Origin of the sequence: Plesiomonas sp. ZOR0011, assembly GCF_000800945.1 — a bacterium.
GTDB classification, from domain to species: Bacteria; Pseudomonadota; Gammaproteobacteria; order Enterobacterales; family CAMTGL01; genus Plesiomonas; species Plesiomonas shigelloides.
Window position 1 is genome coordinate 36,988 of the sequence record NZ_JRKB01000064.1, and the last position, 19,342, is coordinate 56,329.

A 19,342-nucleotide genomic window follows, 5' to 3' on the forward strand; every position below is an offset into this window, starting at 1 on the left:
GCGGCATAAGCGGCCTGAAAACCGCTGTTTATTGCACTGATGTCTACGTGGCGGGTTACTGTTCACTGGCGATTACTCTTCGCGCTCCCGAGGGCGACGAAACTTTTGCCAGATTTTCGGCTCTTGGCCGCGCCATAAGCGCTCCAGATTTTCGTGGTGGCGCAGCAAAATCAGGCACGAGAGCATGGCCACAGGAAAGGTGAACTCGGGGCGGAACCACCATACGTACAACGGCGCAAGCAGCGCGGTAATCACCGCGGCCAGGGATGAATAGCCGGTCAGCAGCAAGGTGATCAGCCAAGTGCCACTGAGTAAGCCGGTGATATCCCAACTGATGGGGGCAATTGCCCCAAACGCCGTGGCGACGCCTTTACCGCCTTGAAAGTGAAAGAAGATCGGGTAGATGTGTCCGAGACAGGCGGCGATCGCGATGATCCCCAGTACCGGTGGGGCGAGATCCAGTTTATAGGCCAGCCAAACCGGTAAGCCGCCTTTGGCGACATCGGCAATCAGAACGGCGAGCGCGGCAAAGCGGCCACCGAGGCGCAATACGTTAGTGGCACCCGGATTACCGGAGCCGGTTTCGCGTGGGTCAGGCAGGCCTGCCAGCCGACAAATCAGAATTGCGCTGGAAATGGAGCCAAGCAGATACGCGCAAATGATCATGCCAAGTGCGATAGCGCTCATGGCGGCCTCCTCAGAATCCGGAATTATTGACGCAGTGGCTATCGGAGCGTGCCGATTCCATTGATAATACGCAAATTAGGCTGTTTGGGGTATCCGACCTCTCTTTTTTATGGATAGCAACGTGATGGATATCGTATTTATCGACCAGTTGAACGTCATCACTACCATCGGGGTGTATGACTGGGAACAGACCATTAAGCAGAAATTAGTGCTCGATATCGAAATGGCATGGAATAACCGTCCGGCCGGTGAAAGCGATGACGTTGCGTTCTGTCTGGATTATGCCGCGGTCAGTGAAGCGGTCACCACCTTTATCGAACAAGGGCGCTTTGCGCTGGTTGAACGGGTGGCGGAAGAGGTCGCGGCGATGCTGATGTCTCGGTTTGGGATCCGCTGGTTACGCCTGCGGGTAGCGAAACCGGGGGCGGTGGCCAATGCCCGTCAAGTCGGGGTGATTATCGAGCGCGGAGAGCGAGCCTGATGGTGGAGCTGTTCATCGGGATTGGCAGTAATACCGAGCGCGAAAAACACCTCAACGCTGGGGTGGCAGAGTTACAGCAAATCTTTACCGAGGTGGAACTTTCCCCCGTTTATGAAGCCGAAGCTGTGGGTGTTTGTAGCGGAAACTATTACAATCTGGTCGCCCGTTGTAAAACGGCGCGCACCTTGTGTGAAGTGAGCGCTGCATTGCAGGCAATTGAGCAGCGTTGGGGGCGACGCGATCCACAGTACGCTGGCTGCTGCACGCTGGACTTGGACTTGTTGCTGTATGGCCGACTTTGTCAGAGCGATAAGCCACATTTGCCGCGTCCGGATATCCTGCAGTATGCCTTTGTGTTACGCCCGCTGGCCGATTTGGCGCCGGACGTGACTCATCCGCAAAACGGGCTCTCCTTCGCGACCTTGTGGCAGCGTTTTAATGATCCGGCACAGCGTTTATGGCCGGTGAGCTTTGCGTGGCAAGACGTGAACCGCGCTAGTTTGCATACCACTGCGGTAGTGGATGTCAGCGTTTGCTGCCATACCGATGCGTAACACCGATTTGTAATATCGCGTAATGGTCACTGACGGCCTGCTGAGGATGACTTTGCTCGGCTTAAGTGATCGGTTTTCATGTTTATACATTGATTTTTGTTGTTTATTTTCGCAGGTAGGCGTGTTCATGACCGAGTTGCTGATTGCTTTCATCCTAGGTGTTGTTGAAGGCTTGACCGAATTTTTACCCGTATCTTCCACCGGCCATTTGATCTTAGTCGGTCACTTGTTAGGCTTTGAAGGCCCGAAAGCGGCGACCTTTGAGATCATTATCCAGCTCGGCTCTATTTTAGCGGTAGTGGTTGTGTTCTGGCGGCGGATGTTTGGCCTGATCGGGATCCACTTTGGTGAAAAGCCACAGCAAAGCGGTGGCCACCTGACGTTATTGCACATCATTCTGGGGATGTTGCCGGCGGTGGTGATTGGTTTGCTGGTGCATGATTGGATTAAAGCCAATCTGTTTGGTCCGCAAACCGTGATGTATGCCTTGGTAGTCGGTGGTGTTCTGCTGTTGGTTGCGGAGTACTTCAAGCCGAAAACTACTGCGCACAATATCGATGAGATCAGCTACAAGCAGGCTTTCGGTATCGGTCTGTTCCAGTGTCTGGCGCTGTGGCCGGGCTTCTCACGCTCCGGCTCTACCATCTCAGGTGGCTTGCTGTTGGGGGTAGGCCGTCATGCGGCGGCGGAATACTCCTTTATTCTGGCAGTACCGATGATGCTGGGCGCCAGTGGTTTAGATCTGCTGAAAAGCTGGAGCATTCTGAGTCTGTCTGACTTGCCGATGTTCGCGGTTGGCTTTATCACCGCATTTGTGGTGGCGATGATTGCGATTAAAACCTTTTTGGCGGCGATCAAACGCATTTCGTTCGTGCCGTTTGCCATCTATCGCTTTATTTTGGCCGCAATGGTGTATTGGGTCGTGATTGGTTAATTCTAATCAGATGAACGATAGATAACGAAAAAAACCGGCCTTGCGCCGGTTTTTTTATTGCGGAGCCCTAGAAAGGTCGGTAGTGAGCCAACGCATTATTCTGGCTGTGGATAGGCCTCTTTGGCGACGGCGATCAATTGTTGGCGCTGTTGCTGCACCGCATGTTTGATCTCCGGTCCGCGTAGCCCTTGCGCGACGATGGCTTTGACATCCACGCTCAAGGCCGCTTGATACAGCGTTTGCAGGTAAGCGGCTTGTGGATAGGCACGCTGTTCAAAGCCCAAGCGGCCACAAAAGTCGGCTTGTGCGGCCTCTAAAGCCCACTGTAGGCGTTCGGGCCGACGCCAGACATCCAACTGGTCAAAGATTTTCAACACTGTTTCCGGTCGCAAGGCAAAGGCATTGTGTAGGTTGCCGTGAGTTTGCGCGACTAAAATGGCCGCTTCTTGATGGCTGGCCGGTACTTTTAAACGGCGACAAAATTCGCGGATCAGCGGAACCCCTTTTTCGCCATGCCCATGATGGCTGGGCCAGAATTGCGGCGGCGTTAAGGCTTTGCCAAAGTCATGGCACAGCACGGCAAAGCGCACTTCGGGGCCATAAGCGCGCAGGGCGGCTTGCTGTAAAGCCATCAGGGTATGGATGCCGCTGTCAATTTCTGGGTGCCACTTCTCGGGCGCCGGAACGCCAAACAGATTATCCAGCTCTGGGAATAACACCGTCAGCGCGCCGCAAGCACGTAATACGGCAAAGTAGACATCCGGCGCGGCGCTATTCAGGGCTTTCTCGGTTTCTTTCCACACGCGTTCAGCGGTGAGATGCGTCAGCTCGCCACTGGCACTGATTTGCTGCATCAGCGCCAGTGTTTCTGGTGCGACACGAAAGCCAAGGTGGGCAAACCGAGCGGCAAAACGCGCCACCCGCAATACGCGTAGCGGATCTTCACTGAAAGCGGGGGAGACATGACGCAGCCAGCGATCGCGCAGATCCTGTTGGCCATCGTAAGGATCAGTGAGCGAGCCATCTTCTGCTTGTGCGATCGCGTTGATGGTCAGATCGCGGCGCAGTAAATCTTGTTCGAGCGTTACATCGGGCGCGGCGTGACAGACAAAACCGGTATAGCCTTGGCCTTGCTTGCGCTCAGTACGTGCTAGCGCATACTCCTCATGGGTGCGCGGATGTAAAAATACCGGAAAATCACGGCCGACTTGCTGATAGCCCTGCGCGAGCAGTTGCTCAGGCGTTGCGCCAACCACTACCCAGTCGCGCTCGGTGACGTTCAGCCCTAACAATTGATCCCGTACTGCGCCACCCACCAGATATGTCTGCACCCTGTCTCCTTAACACCGCGTCGATGAGATTATTGCTGTGCAGTATACCGGATTATGCGCCAACATGCCGGTCAGTGCGCGGTTTGCGGGCCAGATCCGCGCAGAGGATGGTAATCGCAGCGCTTTCCGGTAAGCTGTGTTGACAGGATGTGACAACCGGCCGCAGCACAAGGAGTAGGCCATGTATCAGGCTTTTTTCGGGCTTCGCGAAGCTCCGTTTGCGTTGGTGCCCGATCCGCGTTTTTTGTACCTGAGCGAGCGTTATCGCGAAGCCTTGGTGCATCTGTTTTACGGTTTGCGTGATGGCGGTGGCTTTGTGTTGCTCTCCGGTGAGGTGGGCACCGGTAAAACGTTGGCTGCGCGTACCATGCTGGAGCATACCGATCCGCAGTGTCAGTTGGCTTTGATCCTCAATCCGCTGTTAACCCCACAAGAGCTGCTACTGGCGATTGCCACTGAGCTCGGCGCCCATGTGCCGGCGATGGCATCCTTAGCCCAGCTTACCGAAGTACTGCATCACCATTTTTTGCACAATCATGCCGCTGGGCGCAAAACCATCGTGTTGGTGGATGAAGCGCAGCATTTGTCGCCGGCGGCGTTAGAGCAATTGCGGCTACTCACCAATTTGGAAACCGGCCAAACCAAGCTGCTACAGGTGATTTTAATCGGTCAGCCCGAGTTGGCTGTGATGTTGGATTTACCGGTGTTGCGTCAATTGGCGCAGCGCATCACGGCGCGCTATCACCTGACGCCGCTGGGTTATGACGAAAGTCTGCACTATTTGCAGCATCGCTGGCAGGTGGCGGCAGGCCAAGGTTGGCCCTTTAGTCGCGCAGCAGGTTATGCCTTGTACCGTTGCAGTGGCGGGATCCCGCGTTGTCTGAATCTGCTGGCGGAGCGCTGCTTGATGCGTGCTTACGGCCACCAGCAACGGCAAATTGGCTGGCGCTGCGTACTCGGTGCGTGGCGCGAGTTGCGGGGGCAGCATGCACTGCGGTTGCCACGGTTGTGGTTTTCCTCTTGGCTGTCTACTCGTCATTCTTCAGCGAATACTGGGAATGCGATGCTGTCGGCGCCCATCACAATAGCGCTCGGTGCGGGGGCGATTTATCTGCTGGCATTATGGCAGCCCAGCAGGTTTGGGCTTACCCCAACGCCAACATCCACACCGCAAGTAACGGCTACGGCGTTATCCACTGCAGCACCTGTAGCGAGCATACCGAATCTGAGCGCATTGCCTCCGGCTGCAGAGCCTAGTGCGCCTAGCGTATCAAGCATACCAAGCGCTGCGGTCGGCGAGTCGTCGGAGACTCTTTCGGGTGTGCGCACCATTGCTTCGACGCCGCAGCAGGCGTTGGCGGTGCTGTTTCAGGTGTGGGGCTATCAGCTACCTAGTGGGCAGGCCGATTGCCATGCCGCTAGCACGTTGGCGCTGCGTTGCTATCAGGGAACGGCCAGCTTAGCGCGTCTGGCGGCGTTGAATCATCCGGCGGTGTTATCGCTGCAAGAGCAGCAACAAAATTATGCCGCGGTGCTGTACCGTTTGACCGCCCAAGATGCGGAGCTATTGGTGGGAGAGAGCCGATGGCGGGTGTCTCGCGCATGGCTAGAGGCGCACTGGAATGGGGAGTTTACCCTGTTGTGGCGACCGCCGGAGCCCTCGAGCCAGCGCGTGATCCGTCGTGGCGACCAAGGCGCCTTAGTGCAGTGGTTGGCGAGCCGCTTACCGCCACAGGATAGTGATGTGGCAGTGAGCCAAAGTACCACTTCGGTAGCCCCGAATATCCGCTTTGATGCTGATCTCGAGCAGCGGTTGCGTCAGTTCCAGCAACTGCAAGGCTTACCGGCCGATGCGATGGCCGGCCCGTTGACGCAGATCGCGCTCAGTGCGGGCAGTGGTGGCCCCTTGTTAGCGGAGGTGGCGAGTAACCCACTCAATGAGAATGTCAGTGAACCGCTGCGCGCGCCGCTTGTGAAGGAGAACGGATAATGTCGACCATTTTGGCGGCGTTGCGCCGCGCCGAGCAAGAGCGGCGACGCCAACCAACCGGTGAACCGTTGTTACCGACCCTCCCCGGCGGTCCGCTATTAAGCGCGGATTCCGCCGCATCCGCCGCATTGGCGCAGCGACAGCGCCATTACCAGCGCCTTGGTTTGCGGTTATTGCTGTTGCTGCTTGGGGCGAGTGGCATGTGGCTTGTCTTACGTTACGGTATCGGGCCAGATACTCGCACGCCGCAGGTATCAACCTCATCTGTGTCTAGCATTGAGCCGCGAATACCGACGATTGAAAATGCCCATGCGCAGCCCGCATCAGTGTCAGTACCAACAGCATCCGCATTACCGAAGGTCGAGGATCATCTAGTTCAGCCACAGGTATTAAGCTTTCCGCGTCTGGAAACGGAGCGTATTAGCGCTGAGCAGCTCGCCTCGGCGTTATCGCCTGAGCGCGAGAGCTGGGCATTACCACCGCCGATTGCCGGTATCGCACTGGATGATAACCTGATCACGGCCGCCGATATTTTACCGACGCCGCCGTTACCGACCGATCCGGTGCGCCGACCGCCTGCAGCCAATAGTGACGCCTCTGCGTTAGCGGTATCGGAGGAGGCAAGCCGTGGGCTAGCGGATACCGATACTGCGCTGACGCCACCGGACAAACTGGATTTGCGCGGCGTGTCGCCGGAGTTAGCGCAAGCGTTTCGCGCCGCCTTACAGGATAAATTAAGCTCTGCTACTTCGGGCGCAGGTAGATCGGGTAGCGCCATGCCGATCACTCGATCTGAAATAACCGCGCCGACGTCGCCAACCGTCTCGACCAAGAAGGATGCTAGCGCCAAGGCATTGCCGCAGTTACGTCATTTGCCGGCGGCGCGGCGTGCGTTGATCCCATCACTGCGTTTTGAAGTGCACAATTATGTGTCGGCTCCGGACAAACGCTGGGTGCGGATTAACGGACAGGTCTATCGCAGTGGCGCGCAGTTAGCTAAAGATGTGCGATTGGAACGCATTGAGCCAGAGCAAATTGTGTTGGCGGTGAAAGGGCAGCAGGCTGCGTTGCCGGCCTTGCAGGATTGGCCGGGCAGCCGTGGCTGAGAGCGCAAAAATGAACAACGCCGGCGCATATTGTTATGTGCCGGCGTTGTTATTGCGTTTATCTGCTTCAGCGTGTTTGCGGCTAGCGCGCACGTTGGCATCGGCGCAAATTAGCGCATCCAGCGGTCTTTACGACGGCGAGTTGGGATCAGATGCGGTAGCAGCAGCCCCAGCAGCAGACCGGCACCGGCAACGCCGCCACCATAGATAAACCAGCGCATCAGGATCTCACGCTTTTCCGCATCCAGATGATTATTCAGGGTCTGCATCTTGTCTTTGGCCTGTTGCAGCTCGGCTTTCAGACGTTCGTTTTCCCCTTGCAGCGCGGCCATATCGCTATCACTGCGACTGACTTTGGCTTGCATATCACGGGTACGTTGCTGCCAATCGGCATCAATAGTGCTGAGCTTCGCGGTCAGCTCTTTAACTTGCGCTTCCAGCTCAGGGACGCGAACACGCAAACTTGGCGTGGCGCTGAGCTGATTTTCTGGTAGCCACACCTGGCGGCCTTTGCTGTCGGTTACCTGCGCAAAGCCAGTGGCGGAATTCACGCTATCGAGCGTGACGGCATCGCCTGCATTCAGGGTGCCCAAAATTCGGTATTGCGTGCTCGGGCCGGAGTGCACATACGCCTGCAGCTCATCAGAGACATAACGGGTCTGATTGGCATAGGCGGGAAGTGTTAATGCTGCAACCAGCAGGGCGGCAATTTTGGTGCTTAATTTGGACATAATGTCGGTATTTCTGCGCATTCTGGTTCATGTTCGGGAAGGGTGCATAGTAGAAGGTTTGCGCACCGGACGCAAATAAGCGGCACCCGTATCGGGTGCCGCAGCAGACTTTTGTGCGTCTGACGACAATTATGCGAAATCGTTACACGCGCAGTGCCTCGCAAAAAATGCGATTAGGCGAAAATAGCGCGGAACAGATAGAAGAAGATAATCGACAGGAAAGCACCGGCTGGCAGTGTGATGATCCACGATGCCACGATATTACGCACGACACCGAGGTTCAACGCCGCGATACCACGGGCAAAACCGACACCCAATACCGCGCCCACCAGCGTTTGTGTGGTGGAGATAGGCAGGCCTGTACCGGAAGCGATAACCACGGTGGTGGCGGTTGCAAACTGCGCCGCAAAACCACGGCTTGGGGTCAGGTCAGTAATACCGGTACCCACGGTGGCCATCACTTTATGCCCCAGCAGCGCCAGACCAATCACGATACCTACCGCGCCCAATGGCAAGATCCACCAAGCAATTGGTGAGGAGTTATGCAGTTCACCACCGCTGCTGACCACGGCCACGATCGCCGACAATGGGCCAATCGCGTTTGCCACATCGTTGGAGCCGTGGGCAAAAGCCATCGCACATGCGGTGATCACCATCAGCACGCTAAACACGCGCTCAACACCGGCAAAACCATTTTCAGATTCGGCTTTGGCGGCGAATTTTTTGCTGCTGATGTACAGGTAACCACCAATCATTACCACCAGACCGCCAATAACTGACAGTTGCAGGGTTTCGGCATCGGTCAGATCCAAACCTACGTGCTTCAGACCTTTTTTGATGGTAACCAAGAAAATCACCAACGCAGTCAGGAACATGTAGACCGGACCATAGCGCTTAGCGTTTTTCATTGGGGTTTCGGTATCAAAAATCAGGCGCTGGGCGCTGATAAAAATACCGTAAGCCAGAATACCGGCAATCAGTGGCGTGATCAGCCAGCTGCCGACGATCCCTTTTACACTGCCCCAATCCACCGAGTGTGGACCGACTGAAACGCAGGCAAAACCGATGATAGCACCGATAATCGAGTGGGTGGTGGAGACCGGCCAACCCATGACGGACGCCACAATCAACCAGGTTCCGGCGGCCAGCAAGGCTGACATCATCCCGAACACCAAGGTTTGTGGTTCATGGGTAAACAGTGAGGTTTCGATGATCCCGTTACGGATAGTCTGGGTCACTTCACCACCGGCCAGATAGGCGCCGGCAAACTCAAAGACCATGGCTATTAAAATAGCCTGCTTGACGGTGACGGCCTTGGCACCTACTGAGGTGCCCATGGCATTTGCTACGTCATTGGCGCCGATCCCGATGGCCATTAACAGACCAAGAAAAACCGCGACCAGCACAATGAGCGAGCCGTGTTGTGCCAAAATTTCCATTGAAGTACCTATTTTTTGCTACGTTATGAGCGAGCCAGCATCAGTTCCAGGCGAGCGCCCACGCGCAGTGCCTGATCAGCCAAATCACCCACCCATTCCAGAGTTTTGTACAGGAACACCACATCAATCGGATTGAATTGATCTTCCAGCGTCAAAAGCGTCTGACGTAGCAGGATCTGGAGGTGGTCTGTATCATCTTCGATGTGATCCAACTCCGTGATCATGTTTTCCACCAGCGCAACTTCACGGCCTTTAAAGCCCGTTTCCAACAGACCATCCATTTCATTGATGACCCGATTGGATTGCGCGGTTGCATCCAAGCAGCGTTGCAGATAGTTCATGAAAGCCGGGTGCATTTCATCGGGGATGCGCAGATGGCGGCCGATGACGCGTCCGGAAATATCTTTAGCACGGTTGGCAAGCTTGTCTTGCTGAGTCAGCAATTCCAGCATGTCAGTACGGTCAACCGGTAAGAATAACCCGCGTGGGAGCTTCAGTCGGATCTCACGTTTTAATGTATCCGCCTGTTTTTCCAACTGGGAGATTTCTTCCCGGATCTTATTGGCCTGTTCCCAATCATTTCGAGCAGTAGCTTCAAAAAAAGGCACCAGCTGTAAACAGCATTCGTGCACCTTATCCGAGTGCTTACCCAAAGGTTTGATGGGTGACTTGGCAAAGAGACCTAAAATAGTATTAACTGGCATAACCAATGTACCTATTGTTGGCGATTAATTTGCGCAACAGTTGTCAGAGGATGCGCATGTTATCGTATGTGACCGCAGACTTCACCCGCTTGAAGTCAAATAACCGCACATTTCTGCTGCTCCGGCTGCAAAAAATAGCCCGTTAAGTGTGACAAATTCTGGTTTTTCGTTATGAATACTGAGATTGAGTTAAAGTTTATTGTCGACCCAGCGATGAAACCGGCACTGTATCGCCTGTTGCAGGATTGGCAGACCAGCGAGCACCGTACCCGCCACCTGATCAATACCTATTATGATACGCCAGCGCAAAATTTGCGTCAGGCAAGAATGGGATTACGGGTGCGCACCATTGGCGAGCAACATGTCCAGACCCTGAAAACCGATGGCACTGTAGTTGCCGGTTTACATCAGCGCCCAGAGTTTAATGTCCCGTTGACTGCGCCGCGCCCAGAGTTAGCCCGTTTTAGTGAGGCTGGCCATGACATCAGTTGGCCGACGCAGTGGGATCTGACGGCGATCCAAGACAGCTTACAGCCGCTGTTTAACACGGATTTTGAGCGTGAGCAGTGGCTGGTTACTGCCGCAGATGGCAGCCAAATTGAGCTGGCTTGGGATCAGGGCAGCATTACGGCTGGCGAGCGTCAAACCCCTATTTGTGAAATTGAACTGGAGTTGGTGAGCGGCGATGCGAACGCCTTGTTTACCCTAGCGCAGGCTCTGTGTGCGCTAGGGGGCGTGCGGCAAGGACAAGACAGTAAAGCCGCGCGTGGCTATCGCTTGGCAGCTGGGGAGCCAGAGCCGCGCTGCCCACGTTTGCCGGCGTTTACCTTGCAGCGCAAAATGACGCTGGAGCAGGCATTTGTGCAAGTGCTATCTGGCTTACTTGGCCACTGGCAGCGAGCCGAAGTGGATATCGCGCGTCTTGATGAACAGGGTGCTGCTTTGGCGGTGCGGGCGTTACAGGCCATGCGTGATGATCTGACCTTTATCCGTCAGTGGCTGACGTTGTTTGGCCGTTATATTCCTCGCAAAGCCAGCGCCGGTTTACGCCAGGAGATGCAGTGGCTGGAAGAGCAATTGGCCGGCAGTGCTCGTTGGTTGTGGTTGGATCAGGGCGTGCCGGAGGGGCGTCGCGAGCAGTTGCAGGCGCAAACTGGCCCGTTCCCACTGGCGCATTATCAGCAGTTACTGTTGAGCCCGCGTTATGCTGCGCTGTTGCTGGCCTTTAACCACTGGTTGGCGTTCAGTACTTGGCAGCGCTTTACCGATGATGCTGGACAAAAAGCGCTGGCCGCGCCAGTGAAGCGTTTTGCCGATACCCAGCTTGGACGACATTGGTCAGAGATGAAGAGCCGATTGGGGGGCCGACATCCACTGAGCGTACGCCAATATCTGGATCAAGCGCCGGTAGTGCAGCGCTTTAACGAAGTGGCACTGGCTTTTGCGGCGCTTTATCCGCAGGATGAGGCACAGCTTTTTATGGCCGAGGTGCAACGCTTTGGCGCGCAGCTCGCCAGCCTACAGGCTCGGGAAACCGAGCGCCGTTTACTGGCGGTGAGCATGGCGACAGTCGATGAAGCTGAAACCTCGCCGGTGTGGTTGGCAAACAGTGTGACGGTGTTGGAGCAAGAGCAAGCCGAATTGGCCGCGACATTGGAAGCTGCGCGACCCACGCTGCTCAGCGCCGCCGGTTATTGGTTCTGAGCGCAGCTAGGCCCGACGCTGAGTTAGCACGGGCATTTACTGAGCTTGCCTTTTTTACCCGGATAACGAGCATCAATGCAGGCGCGATGAAAATCCGCCTCGCTCAATACCGGTAGCTCCGGATGCTGCTCACGCATGTGGGCGGCATAACGGGCATAGTCAGGAATGCCGACCATTAAGCGAGCCGTTTCGGCCATCCGTTGGTAAATCGCCTGTATTTTTACCCGCGGTATGGATATCTGGCGCATCGTGTTCTCCTTAACTTGCATCGCTCTTGTAACGTGAATCAGAGATGGGCTGAACACGCCCACCTCTGATGCTGAGTCGCTGCTCACTTTCGTTTTCGCATCACTCAGAATGCGCTTTTTTATGATGCATCATGTTGAAATTGAGCCGGCGTTTCTTTGGCACTCGGGTGGGGCAGGCGCATGGCTTGCAATGATGCGCGTACGCCAAAGAACAGCATCGCCAGAACCACGCTGATAAAGAGCGCACTCAGGGCGCTGTTCACGTAATCATTGAAAATGACCTGTTGCATCTGCTCTAACGTTTTGGCCGGAGCCAGTACGGTGCCACTGGCGGCGGCTTGATTGAATTTCTCAGCATGGGCCAGAAAACCAATTTTGGGATTCTCACTGAAGATTTTCAGCCAGCCGGCGTACAAGGTTGTGGTCAGTACCCAGATACAAGGCAGGGCTGTGATCCACGCAAAACGCAGTTTTTTCATCTTGATCAAGACGGTGGTACACAAAATTAACGCCATCCCTGCCAGCATCTGGTTGGCAATGCCAAACAGCGGCCACAGGGTATTGATGCCGCCTAGCGGATCAATCACGCCTTGATACAAGAAGTAACCCCAGCCGCTCACCGCCAGCGTAGTGGCCAGCAGGTTGGCCGGCAGAGAATCGGTATTCCCCAGCGGTTTGAAAAAGGTGCCCAGTAAATCTTGGATCATAAAACGGCAAACGCGGGTACCGGCATCAATGGTGGTCAGAATAAACAGTGCTTCGAATAAGATGGCAAAGTGATACCAGAACGCCATCATGCCCGGACCACCAAACACCTGCGACAGAATATGCGCCATGCCCACCGCCAGCGTAGGTGCACCACCGGTACGCGACAAAATAGTCTGTTCACCCACATCCTTGGCCATTTGGCTCAGCATTTCTGGCGTGACCACAAAGCCCCACTGACTGATCGCCGCCGCCGCTTCTTGCGGTGTGGTACCAATCAGCGCCGCAGGGGAGTTCATGGCGAAATAGACGCCCGGCTCCAGCACACAGGCGGCAATCAGCGCCATCATGGCGACAAAGGATTCCATCAACATCGCACCATAGCCAATGGCGCGCGCATGGGTTTCATTTTCCAGCATTTTCGGTGTTGTGCCGGAGGAGACCAGCGAGTGGAAACCGGAGATTGCACCACAGGCGATGGTGATAAACAGGAACGGGAACAGGTTACCGGCAAATACTGGCCCGCTGCCGTCAATAAAACGGGTGACGGACGGCATTTGCATGTCGGGTGCCACCACTATGATGCCTAATGCCAGCCCAACAATGGTGCCGATTTTGAGGAAAGTAGACAGGTAATCACGCGGTGCCAGCAGCAACCACACCGGCAATACCGAGGCGATAAAACCGTAGATGATCAATGACCAAGCCAGTGCCTTACCATCTAGGGTAAACCAGCTGGCAAAGCTGCTTTGGGCGACATCTTCGCCGTATACAATCGCCAGCATTAACAGCACAAAACCAATCAGTGAAATTTCGGCAATTTTCCCAGGGCGAATATAACGCATGTAAACGCCCATGAAGACCGCCAGTGGGATGGTTGCAGCAATGGTGAAGCTGCCCCACGGGCTGCCAACCAGCGCTTTCACCACCACCAGCGCCAGTACCGCCAGCAAAATCACCATGATCATTAAGATCCCAATCGAGGCAATGACCCCGCCCACTGGGCCTAATTCGGCTTTGATGATCTCTCCAAGCGATTTACCGTCACGGCGGGTGGAGATAAACAGCACGATAAAATCTTGTACTGCGCCAGCAAACATCACGCCGACCAAAATCCACAAAGTACCGGGTAAATAGCCCATTTGCGCGGCCAGGACCGGTCCGACTAACGGGCCGGCGCCGGCAATGGCGGCAAAGTGGTGGCCGAACAGCACCCATTTGTTGGTCGGGACATAATCCAACCCATCATTGTGTCGCGCAGCGGGCGTCAGACGCTGGCCATTTAACTCCAACACCTTATTGGCAATAAAGCGGCTGTAAAAGCGGTAGGCAATCAGGTAGCAAGAGACGGCTGCGGTGATCAGCCAAATCGCATTGATACTTTCCCCGCGGTGCAGGGCTAAGGTGCCAAAAGCGGCGGCACCAGCCAGAGCGATCAGGAGCCACAGCCCCCATTCCTTGAGTGTGCGCATGATTTCATCCTTGTGTCTGGGAAAACCGCTCCCGCGTTCGTTGGTGATGAGGCGCGCCGCGGTAATGGGGAACGGGAATTGTTTCGATTTTGTAAATGCCCACCGGCAAACGCAAGGGGTATGGGTGAAATCGACGATGGCGCTGCTGCACCGGTACTTGGTGGTGTTCCCGACTGCTTCGCGGGATAAGTGGAGCTGCCTTATCAGGCAAAATGTGTTATGTGTCTGGTTTTTATGCTGACAAAACTGGTGGTAGTGTTTGCGCTGAAGTAAAGTTACTGTTGCTTTTGTGACGTAGGTAGATACACCGAACGCACTGCAGCGCCTTGCTCAGGGGTTTTGTGATCTGTCACCGATTTTACGGGATTGCTGATCGGGGGATCGCAATGGATGCCGATACCCCTAACAGACGATCACCATTGCCGTGATTGATTGATATCAAAAAGGGATGCTATGGACGCAATGCAATTTCATTTCTGGGAGAAATGGCTGGTCAATGTACGGTTATTACCAAAAGCCGTGTTGCTAATGGTATTCAGTACGGTGCTCCTGACCGGTAAGCAGTGGTGGGATGCCGATACGTTGCGTCAGCATCTGCTGAGTACGGCGCAAACGCAGGCCGAGCAGCAGGCGCAGTCGGTGGCCAGCTTGCTCAATCAAGCGGCCACTGGCTCGCAAGCGACCTTGGTGCAGCAGTTGCAGCAAGCGGGAGTCTCTGTGTATGCGGTATCGCCGGATAAGCAGCTGTTAGGGCATCCGCAGCTCAAGCGTTATGAGGAGTGGAACAGCGGCGCGGGCATGTCGGGCTGGAGTGATGAAGGCGAGCAGCGCTATTTTCGCGCGCAGTCCGGTGATTGGTTGGCGGCGGTAGCGTTAGATAGAAACAGCGCGGATCAGGCCTATCAGGATTTTATCTGGCGCAGTGTGTGGCAAACGGTGGTGATGATCGTGATGTTTATCGTCCTGCTGGTGGGCGCGGTCCGTATGATGCATCGTCAGTTAAGTTATCTGAAAAACGGCATTGAGGCGCTGGCGGCCAAAAACTTAGCGGTGCCCGTACTGATGCCGTGCAAAGATGAATTTGGCGATATGGCGCGGGCGCTGGAGCAGACGCGGCAAAATCTGCGTGGCATCGTGACGGTACAAAATAATACCGCGCAAGAGCTGTCGGCGGTGGCGGAAGTGATGTCGCTGGCCATGCGTGAAACCGGTGAGTCGACACAAGAAGAGTTTGCCGAAATCGATCAGCTGGCTTCGGCCATGAGTGAAATGAGCTCAACCGTGCAGGATGTGGCGCAAAATACTGAGCTGGCGTCGCAATCGACCGCCGAAAGTGCCGAGCAGGCCAAGCAAGGCGCGGTGTTTGTCGGCAAGACCACCGATGTTATCCGTCAGCTGTCGTCTGATATTCGTGAGTCGGCATTGGCTGTGAATCAAGTGGAAGAGCAAGTGGGCTCGATTGGTTCGGTTGTTTCGACTATTCGCGGCATTTCCGAGCAGACGAACTTGCTGGCGCTGAATGCGGCCATTGAAGCGGCACGCGCCGGTGAGCAAGGGCGTGGTTTTGCGGTAGTCGCCGATGAAGTGCGTCAATTGGCGCAGCGCACGCAAAATGCCACGGTCGAAATTCAAGAGATGATTTCGCAGCTGCAAAATAGCGCGCAACAAGCGGTGACCTTGATGGAGCAAAGCGTGCTGGAAGCGGCCGAAGGCACGGAACAAATTGAGCGTGCCGGTAGCGAGTTTACCCGTATTGAGTCCAGTGTTCTGCGCATCAATGAGATGAATTTCCAAATTGCATCGGCAGCGCAGCAGCAAAGCTCGGTGGCGCAGGAGATGAGCCACAACCTGACCAATGTCCGTGAGCTGATTTCGGCCTCGGTAACCGTAATTGGGGAGCTGACCGAAACGGCCGAGGCGATGCAGCAGCAAGCCAGTAAGCTGCAGGCCGAAATTGGTGAGTTTCGTCTCGAAGCCGGTTGATGTTGCGCCCGAGTGAGATAGTGTGTGAGGTTGCGTTTAGCCATATCGGTACGACATCCCAGCAACACAAGGAGCCCCGTTAACGACGGGGCTTTTTTATGCATGCCATTTTTATTGGTACTTTTTGATTGGCAGCAGGTTAGTAACCCCGATATCTTAACGGTTCACTGTGGCTGATTTTTAACGGACCGGATGCCGTCATGACTGATCATCTTTCTCCCTCCCTGAATGCCGCCGCCGATCAGGCGTGGCAGCGCTTAGCCGAGCAAGCGCCTGACGCGTTGCAACTGTGGCAGACCGCTTCGCATCGCCCGCTGCTGCGCCGCGCCTTGGCGCTATCAGAGTTTATCGCCGATACCTTATTGCGCCAGCCAACGCTGTTACATGAGCTGTATCATCAGCCGCCGGCCTATGGCCGCGAGCAGGAGTATGCGGCCTTGCTGCAACAGCAGTTGCAAGCGGTCAGTGATGAGGCGGGGTTGATGCAGGCCCTGCGCCGTTTTCGTCATGCCGAGTTAGTGCGTATCGCTTGGTTGCAAATCCACGGTCAGCCGGATCTGATGTCCCCTGAGGAGGCTGCGCTAACAGAGCAGACTTTGCGCCAGCTCAGTGCGTTAGCGGAGAGTTTGATCGTGGGGGCGCGCGATTGGTTGTATCAGTCTTGCTGCCGTGAGTGGGGCACGCCGGTAAATGCCGAAGGGAAAGCGCAGCCGCTGCTGATTTTAGGGATGGGGAAGTTAGGCGGTGCGGAGCTTAATTTTTCTTCCGACATTGATCTGATTTTGGCTTATCCAGAGAATGGGCAAACCCGCGGTGGGCGGCGAGCGTTGGATAACGCGCAGTTTTTTACTCGTCTTGGGCAAAGGCTGATTAAAGCTTTGGATCAACCTACGGTTGATGGCTTTGTCTATCGGGTTGATATGCGTTTGCGCCCGTTTGGCGAGAGTGGACCGTTGGTGATGAGCTATCCGGCGTTGGAAGATTATTATCAAGAGCAGGGGCGTGACTGGGAGCGCTACGCCATGATCAAAGCGCGGGTGATGGGCGATGACAGTGGCGAATATGCCGCAGAGCTTAAGCAGATGCTGCGCCCGTTTGTGTTTCGCCGGTATATTGATTTTAGCGTGATCCAATCACTGCGCACCATGAAAGGGATGATTGCTCGTGAGGTGCGCCGCCGTGGGCTGGTGGATAACATCAAGCTCGGTGCCGGCGGGATCCGTGAGATCGAGTTTATTGCGCAGGTGTTTCAATTGATCCGCGGCGGACGCGAGCCGAGCTTACAGGGCCGCTCGTTGCTGCCAACCTTACAGGCCATCGGTCAGTTGGGGCTGTTACAACCGAGTGAGGTCGATGGGCTGTGTCAGGCGTATCTCTACTTGCGCCGGCTGGAAAATGGCTTACAGGCGATCCGCGATGAGCAAACCCAAACTTTGCCGTCTGCGGCGCTGGATCAAGCGCGCTTGTGCGACCTGATGCAGGCTGCGCAGTGGTCGGCGTTACAAGCTACGCTAGAGCATCATATGCAGGCGGTGCGGGCGGTCTTCGCCCACCTGATTGGGGAAGAGGAAGACAGTGCCAGCGAAGAGCCGCAGCTTCAGCTGTATCAAGATTTGTGGCTAGGGCGCTTATCGGCGGAAGAGAGTTTACGGCTTTGTCCGGCCAGCCCTGATGAAGAGGTGGCGGGCGCGAAATTGCTGCGGGTGGTGGAAGATTTTCACCGCGAAGTGGATAAACGCACGTTGGGGCCGCGTGGTCGTGAGGTGTTGAACCGTTTGATGCCACGTTTGTTATCGGCCTGCCTTAGCCATCCACACGCGGCGCTGTTATTGCCGCGCATCATTCACTTGATGAGTCGCATTGTTACTCGCACCACTTATCTGGAGTTGTTGGCGGAGCACCCAACGGTGTTAACGCACCTGCTGACCCTGTGCACCGCGTCACCGTGGGTGGCTGAGCAGTTAGCGCTGTATCCATTGTTGCTGGATGAATTGCTCGATCCACAGACGCTTTACCATCCCTTACCGTTGACACAATACCGTGATGAGCTGCGTCAGTATCTGCTGCGTGTACCGGAAGAGGATGAAGAGCAACAGATGGAGGCGCTGCGTCAATTTAAGCAGGCACATCTGCTGCGTATTGCTGCCGCTGATATTGTGGGAGCCTTGCCGCTGATGAAAGTCAGCGATCACCTCACCTATCTGGCTGAGGCCATTATTGATGCGGTGGTGCGTCAGGCGTGGCGACAAATGACGGCGCGCTATGGTGAGCCGCAGCATCTGGCTGAGCGCGGAGGTCAGGGTTTTGCCGTACTGGGTTACGGCAAGCTAGGCGGTTGGGAGCTTGGCTACGGCTCGGATTTAGATCTGGTGTTCTTGATTGATTGTCCACCGGAGGTGGTCACCAGTGGTGAGCGCAGTATTGATGGCCGCCAATTCTATCTGCGTCTTGCACAGCGCATCATGCATCTGTTTGCCACGCGTACCAGTAGTGGCGTGCTGTATGAGGTGGATACCCGTTTGCGCCCTTCGGGGGCGGCCGGATTGTTGGTCAGCTCGTTAGAAGCCTTTGCCGATTATCAGGCGCAAGAAGCCTGGACTTGGGAGCATCAAGCGTTGGTACGGGCGCGTATGGTGTATGGCGACCCGATGTTGCAAGCGGCCTTTGCCGAGATCCGGCACGGCATTTTGTGCAAAGAGCGCCCCGCCGAAGCATTGCGCCAAGAGGTGTTGGCGATGCGCCAGAAGATGCAGGCGCATCACACTCACGGTGAGCGTTCGCACGGTGAAAACTCGTTTGATTTGAAAGCCGATGCGGGGGGGATCACCGATATTGAGTTTATTGCTCAGTATCTGGTGCTGCGTTTTGCCGCCTTGCAGCCGGCGATCACCGAGTGGTCGGATAATGTGCGTATTTTTGAATTGCTGCAACGTTATGAACTGATGTCGGCAGCGGAAGCGCAGCAATTAACCGCCTGTTATTGTTTGCTGCGCGATGAAAACCATCGCTTGGCATTACAGCAATTGCCCGGGAAGGTGAGTGCGACTCAGTTTACCCAAGAGCGTGAGCAGGTGATGCGCAGTTGGCATACGTGGTTGGAAACGCCGGTTAGCGTGCCGGTCGATTGAGTTTTTGTCCGCAGGTTGATGAATCAACGAGTAAATTGATGCGCGCATAAAAACGTATTTTCAAAATAACCAAAGCGCCGCAGTGCGGCGCTGTTTACTTGAGTCTCATGAAGAGCAAAGCGTATCGATACTAAGGTAATAAAAC

Annotated in this window: 15 protein-coding genes; 8 read left to right on the forward strand and 7 right to left on the reverse strand. The window is 55.4% G+C overall.

The window, feature by feature from the left end:
- Positions 1-72: 72 nt before the first annotated feature.
- Positions 73-687, reverse strand: coding sequence for a glycerol-3-phosphate 1-O-acyltransferase PlsY (gene plsY, locus L975_RS11545; RefSeq protein ID WP_010862551.1), 615 nt, complete (start codon positions 685-687; stop codon positions 73-75).
- Positions 688-811: 124 nt separating this feature from the next.
- On the opposite strand from plsY, the gene folB reads away from it, so the two are divergent.
- The 3 genes from folB to bacA all read left to right on the forward strand — a co-directional run bounded on the left by folB (position 812) and on the right by bacA (position 2,656).
- Complete coding sequence (gene folB, locus L975_RS11550; protein ID WP_010862550.1) at positions 812-1,168, forward strand: bifunctional dihydroneopterin aldolase/7,8-dihydroneopterin epimerase; 357 nt, start codon at positions 812-814, stop codon at positions 1,166-1,168.
- Entirely contained in the window at positions 1,168-1,722 is a 555-nt protein-coding gene (folK, locus tag L975_RS11555; protein WP_047708758.1) for a 2-amino-4-hydroxy-6-hydroxymethyldihydropteridine diphosphokinase, read from the forward strand. Before folB ends, folK begins: the two co-directional genes overlap by 1 nt.
- A 127-nt stretch (positions 1,723-1,849) precedes the next feature.
- Complete coding sequence (gene bacA, locus L975_RS11560; RefSeq protein WP_010862548.1) at positions 1,850-2,656, forward strand: undecaprenyl-diphosphate phosphatase; 807 nt, start codon at positions 1,850-1,852, stop codon at positions 2,654-2,656.
- Positions 2,657-2,751: 95 nt separating this feature from the next.
- Here the strand turns inward: bacA and L975_RS11565 are convergent, their stop codons facing one another.
- Positions 2,752-3,987, reverse strand: coding sequence for a multifunctional CCA addition/repair protein (locus L975_RS11565; RefSeq protein ID WP_047708760.1), 1,236 nt, complete (start codon positions 3,985-3,987; stop codon positions 2,752-2,754).
- 181 nt (positions 3,988-4,168) lie between these two features.
- Here L975_RS11565 and L975_RS11570 point away from each other — a divergent pair, with 181 nt between their 5' ends.
- A complete protein-coding gene (locus L975_RS11570; protein ID WP_052181436.1) occupies positions 4,169-5,977 on the forward strand; it encodes an ExeA family protein in 1,809 nt (602 codons plus the stop codon).
- Positions 5,977-7,083, forward strand: a complete 1,107-nt coding sequence (locus L975_RS11575) for a general secretion pathway protein GspB (RefSeq protein ID WP_047708761.1) — start codon at positions 5,977-5,979, stop codon at positions 7,081-7,083. Before L975_RS11570 ends, L975_RS11575 begins: the two co-directional genes overlap by 1 nt.
- A 110-nt stretch (positions 7,084-7,193) precedes the next feature.
- Here L975_RS11575 and L975_RS11580 read toward each other — a convergent pair whose 3' ends face one another.
- The 3 genes from L975_RS11580 to L975_RS11590 form a co-directional block, all read right to left on the reverse strand.
- Entirely contained in the window at positions 7,194-7,814 is a 621-nt protein-coding gene (locus L975_RS11580) for a TIGR04211 family SH3 domain-containing protein (protein WP_036769158.1), read from the reverse strand.
- Positions 7,815-7,987: 173 nt separating this feature from the next.
- The gene (locus L975_RS11585) at positions 7,988-9,253 is read right to left on the reverse strand and encodes an inorganic phosphate transporter (RefSeq protein ID WP_010862543.1); all 1,266 of its coding nucleotides are present in this window, start codon (positions 9,251-9,253) and stop codon (positions 7,988-7,990) included.
- A gap of 23 nt (positions 9,254-9,276) precedes the next feature.
- Positions 9,277-9,957 (reverse strand): TIGR00153 family protein, encoded by a 681-nt coding sequence (locus L975_RS11590; protein ID WP_010862542.1) that lies wholly within the window; start codon positions 9,955-9,957, stop codon positions 9,277-9,279.
- A gap of 171 nt (positions 9,958-10,128) precedes the next feature.
- Here L975_RS11590 and L975_RS11595 point away from each other — a divergent pair, with 171 nt between their 5' ends.
- Complete coding sequence (locus tag L975_RS11595; protein ID WP_052181437.1) at positions 10,129-11,661, forward strand: inorganic triphosphatase; 1,533 nt, start codon at positions 10,129-10,131, stop codon at positions 11,659-11,661.
- A gap of 23 nt (positions 11,662-11,684) precedes the next feature.
- Here L975_RS11595 and L975_RS11600 read toward each other — a convergent pair whose 3' ends face one another.
- Both L975_RS11600 and L975_RS11605 read right to left on the reverse strand, forming a co-directional pair.
- Positions 11,685-11,909 carry a YbdD/YjiX family protein gene (locus tag L975_RS11600; protein WP_052181438.1) on the reverse strand — a complete coding sequence of 75 codons (225 nt, stop codon included), beginning with the start codon at positions 11,907-11,909 and terminating at the stop codon, positions 11,685-11,687.
- 119 nt (positions 11,910-12,028) lie between these two features.
- Complete coding sequence (locus tag L975_RS11605) at positions 12,029-14,086, reverse strand: carbon starvation CstA family protein (protein WP_052181439.1); 2,058 nt, start codon at positions 14,084-14,086, stop codon at positions 12,029-12,031.
- 462 nt (positions 14,087-14,548) lie between these two features.
- On the opposite strand from L975_RS11605, the gene L975_RS11610 reads away from it, so the two are divergent.
- Complete coding sequence (locus tag L975_RS11610) at positions 14,549-16,069, forward strand: methyl-accepting chemotaxis protein (RefSeq protein WP_197665234.1); 1,521 nt, start codon at positions 14,549-14,551, stop codon at positions 16,067-16,069.
- 200 nt (positions 16,070-16,269) lie between these two features.
- The gene (gene glnE / locus L975_RS11615) at positions 16,270-19,197 is read left to right on the forward strand and encodes a bifunctional [glutamate--ammonia ligase]-adenylyl-L-tyrosine phosphorylase/[glutamate--ammonia-ligase] adenylyltransferase (RefSeq protein ID WP_052181440.1); all 2,928 of its coding nucleotides are present in this window, start codon (positions 16,270-16,272) and stop codon (positions 19,195-19,197) included.
- Positions 19,198-19,342 lie beyond the last annotated feature (145 nt).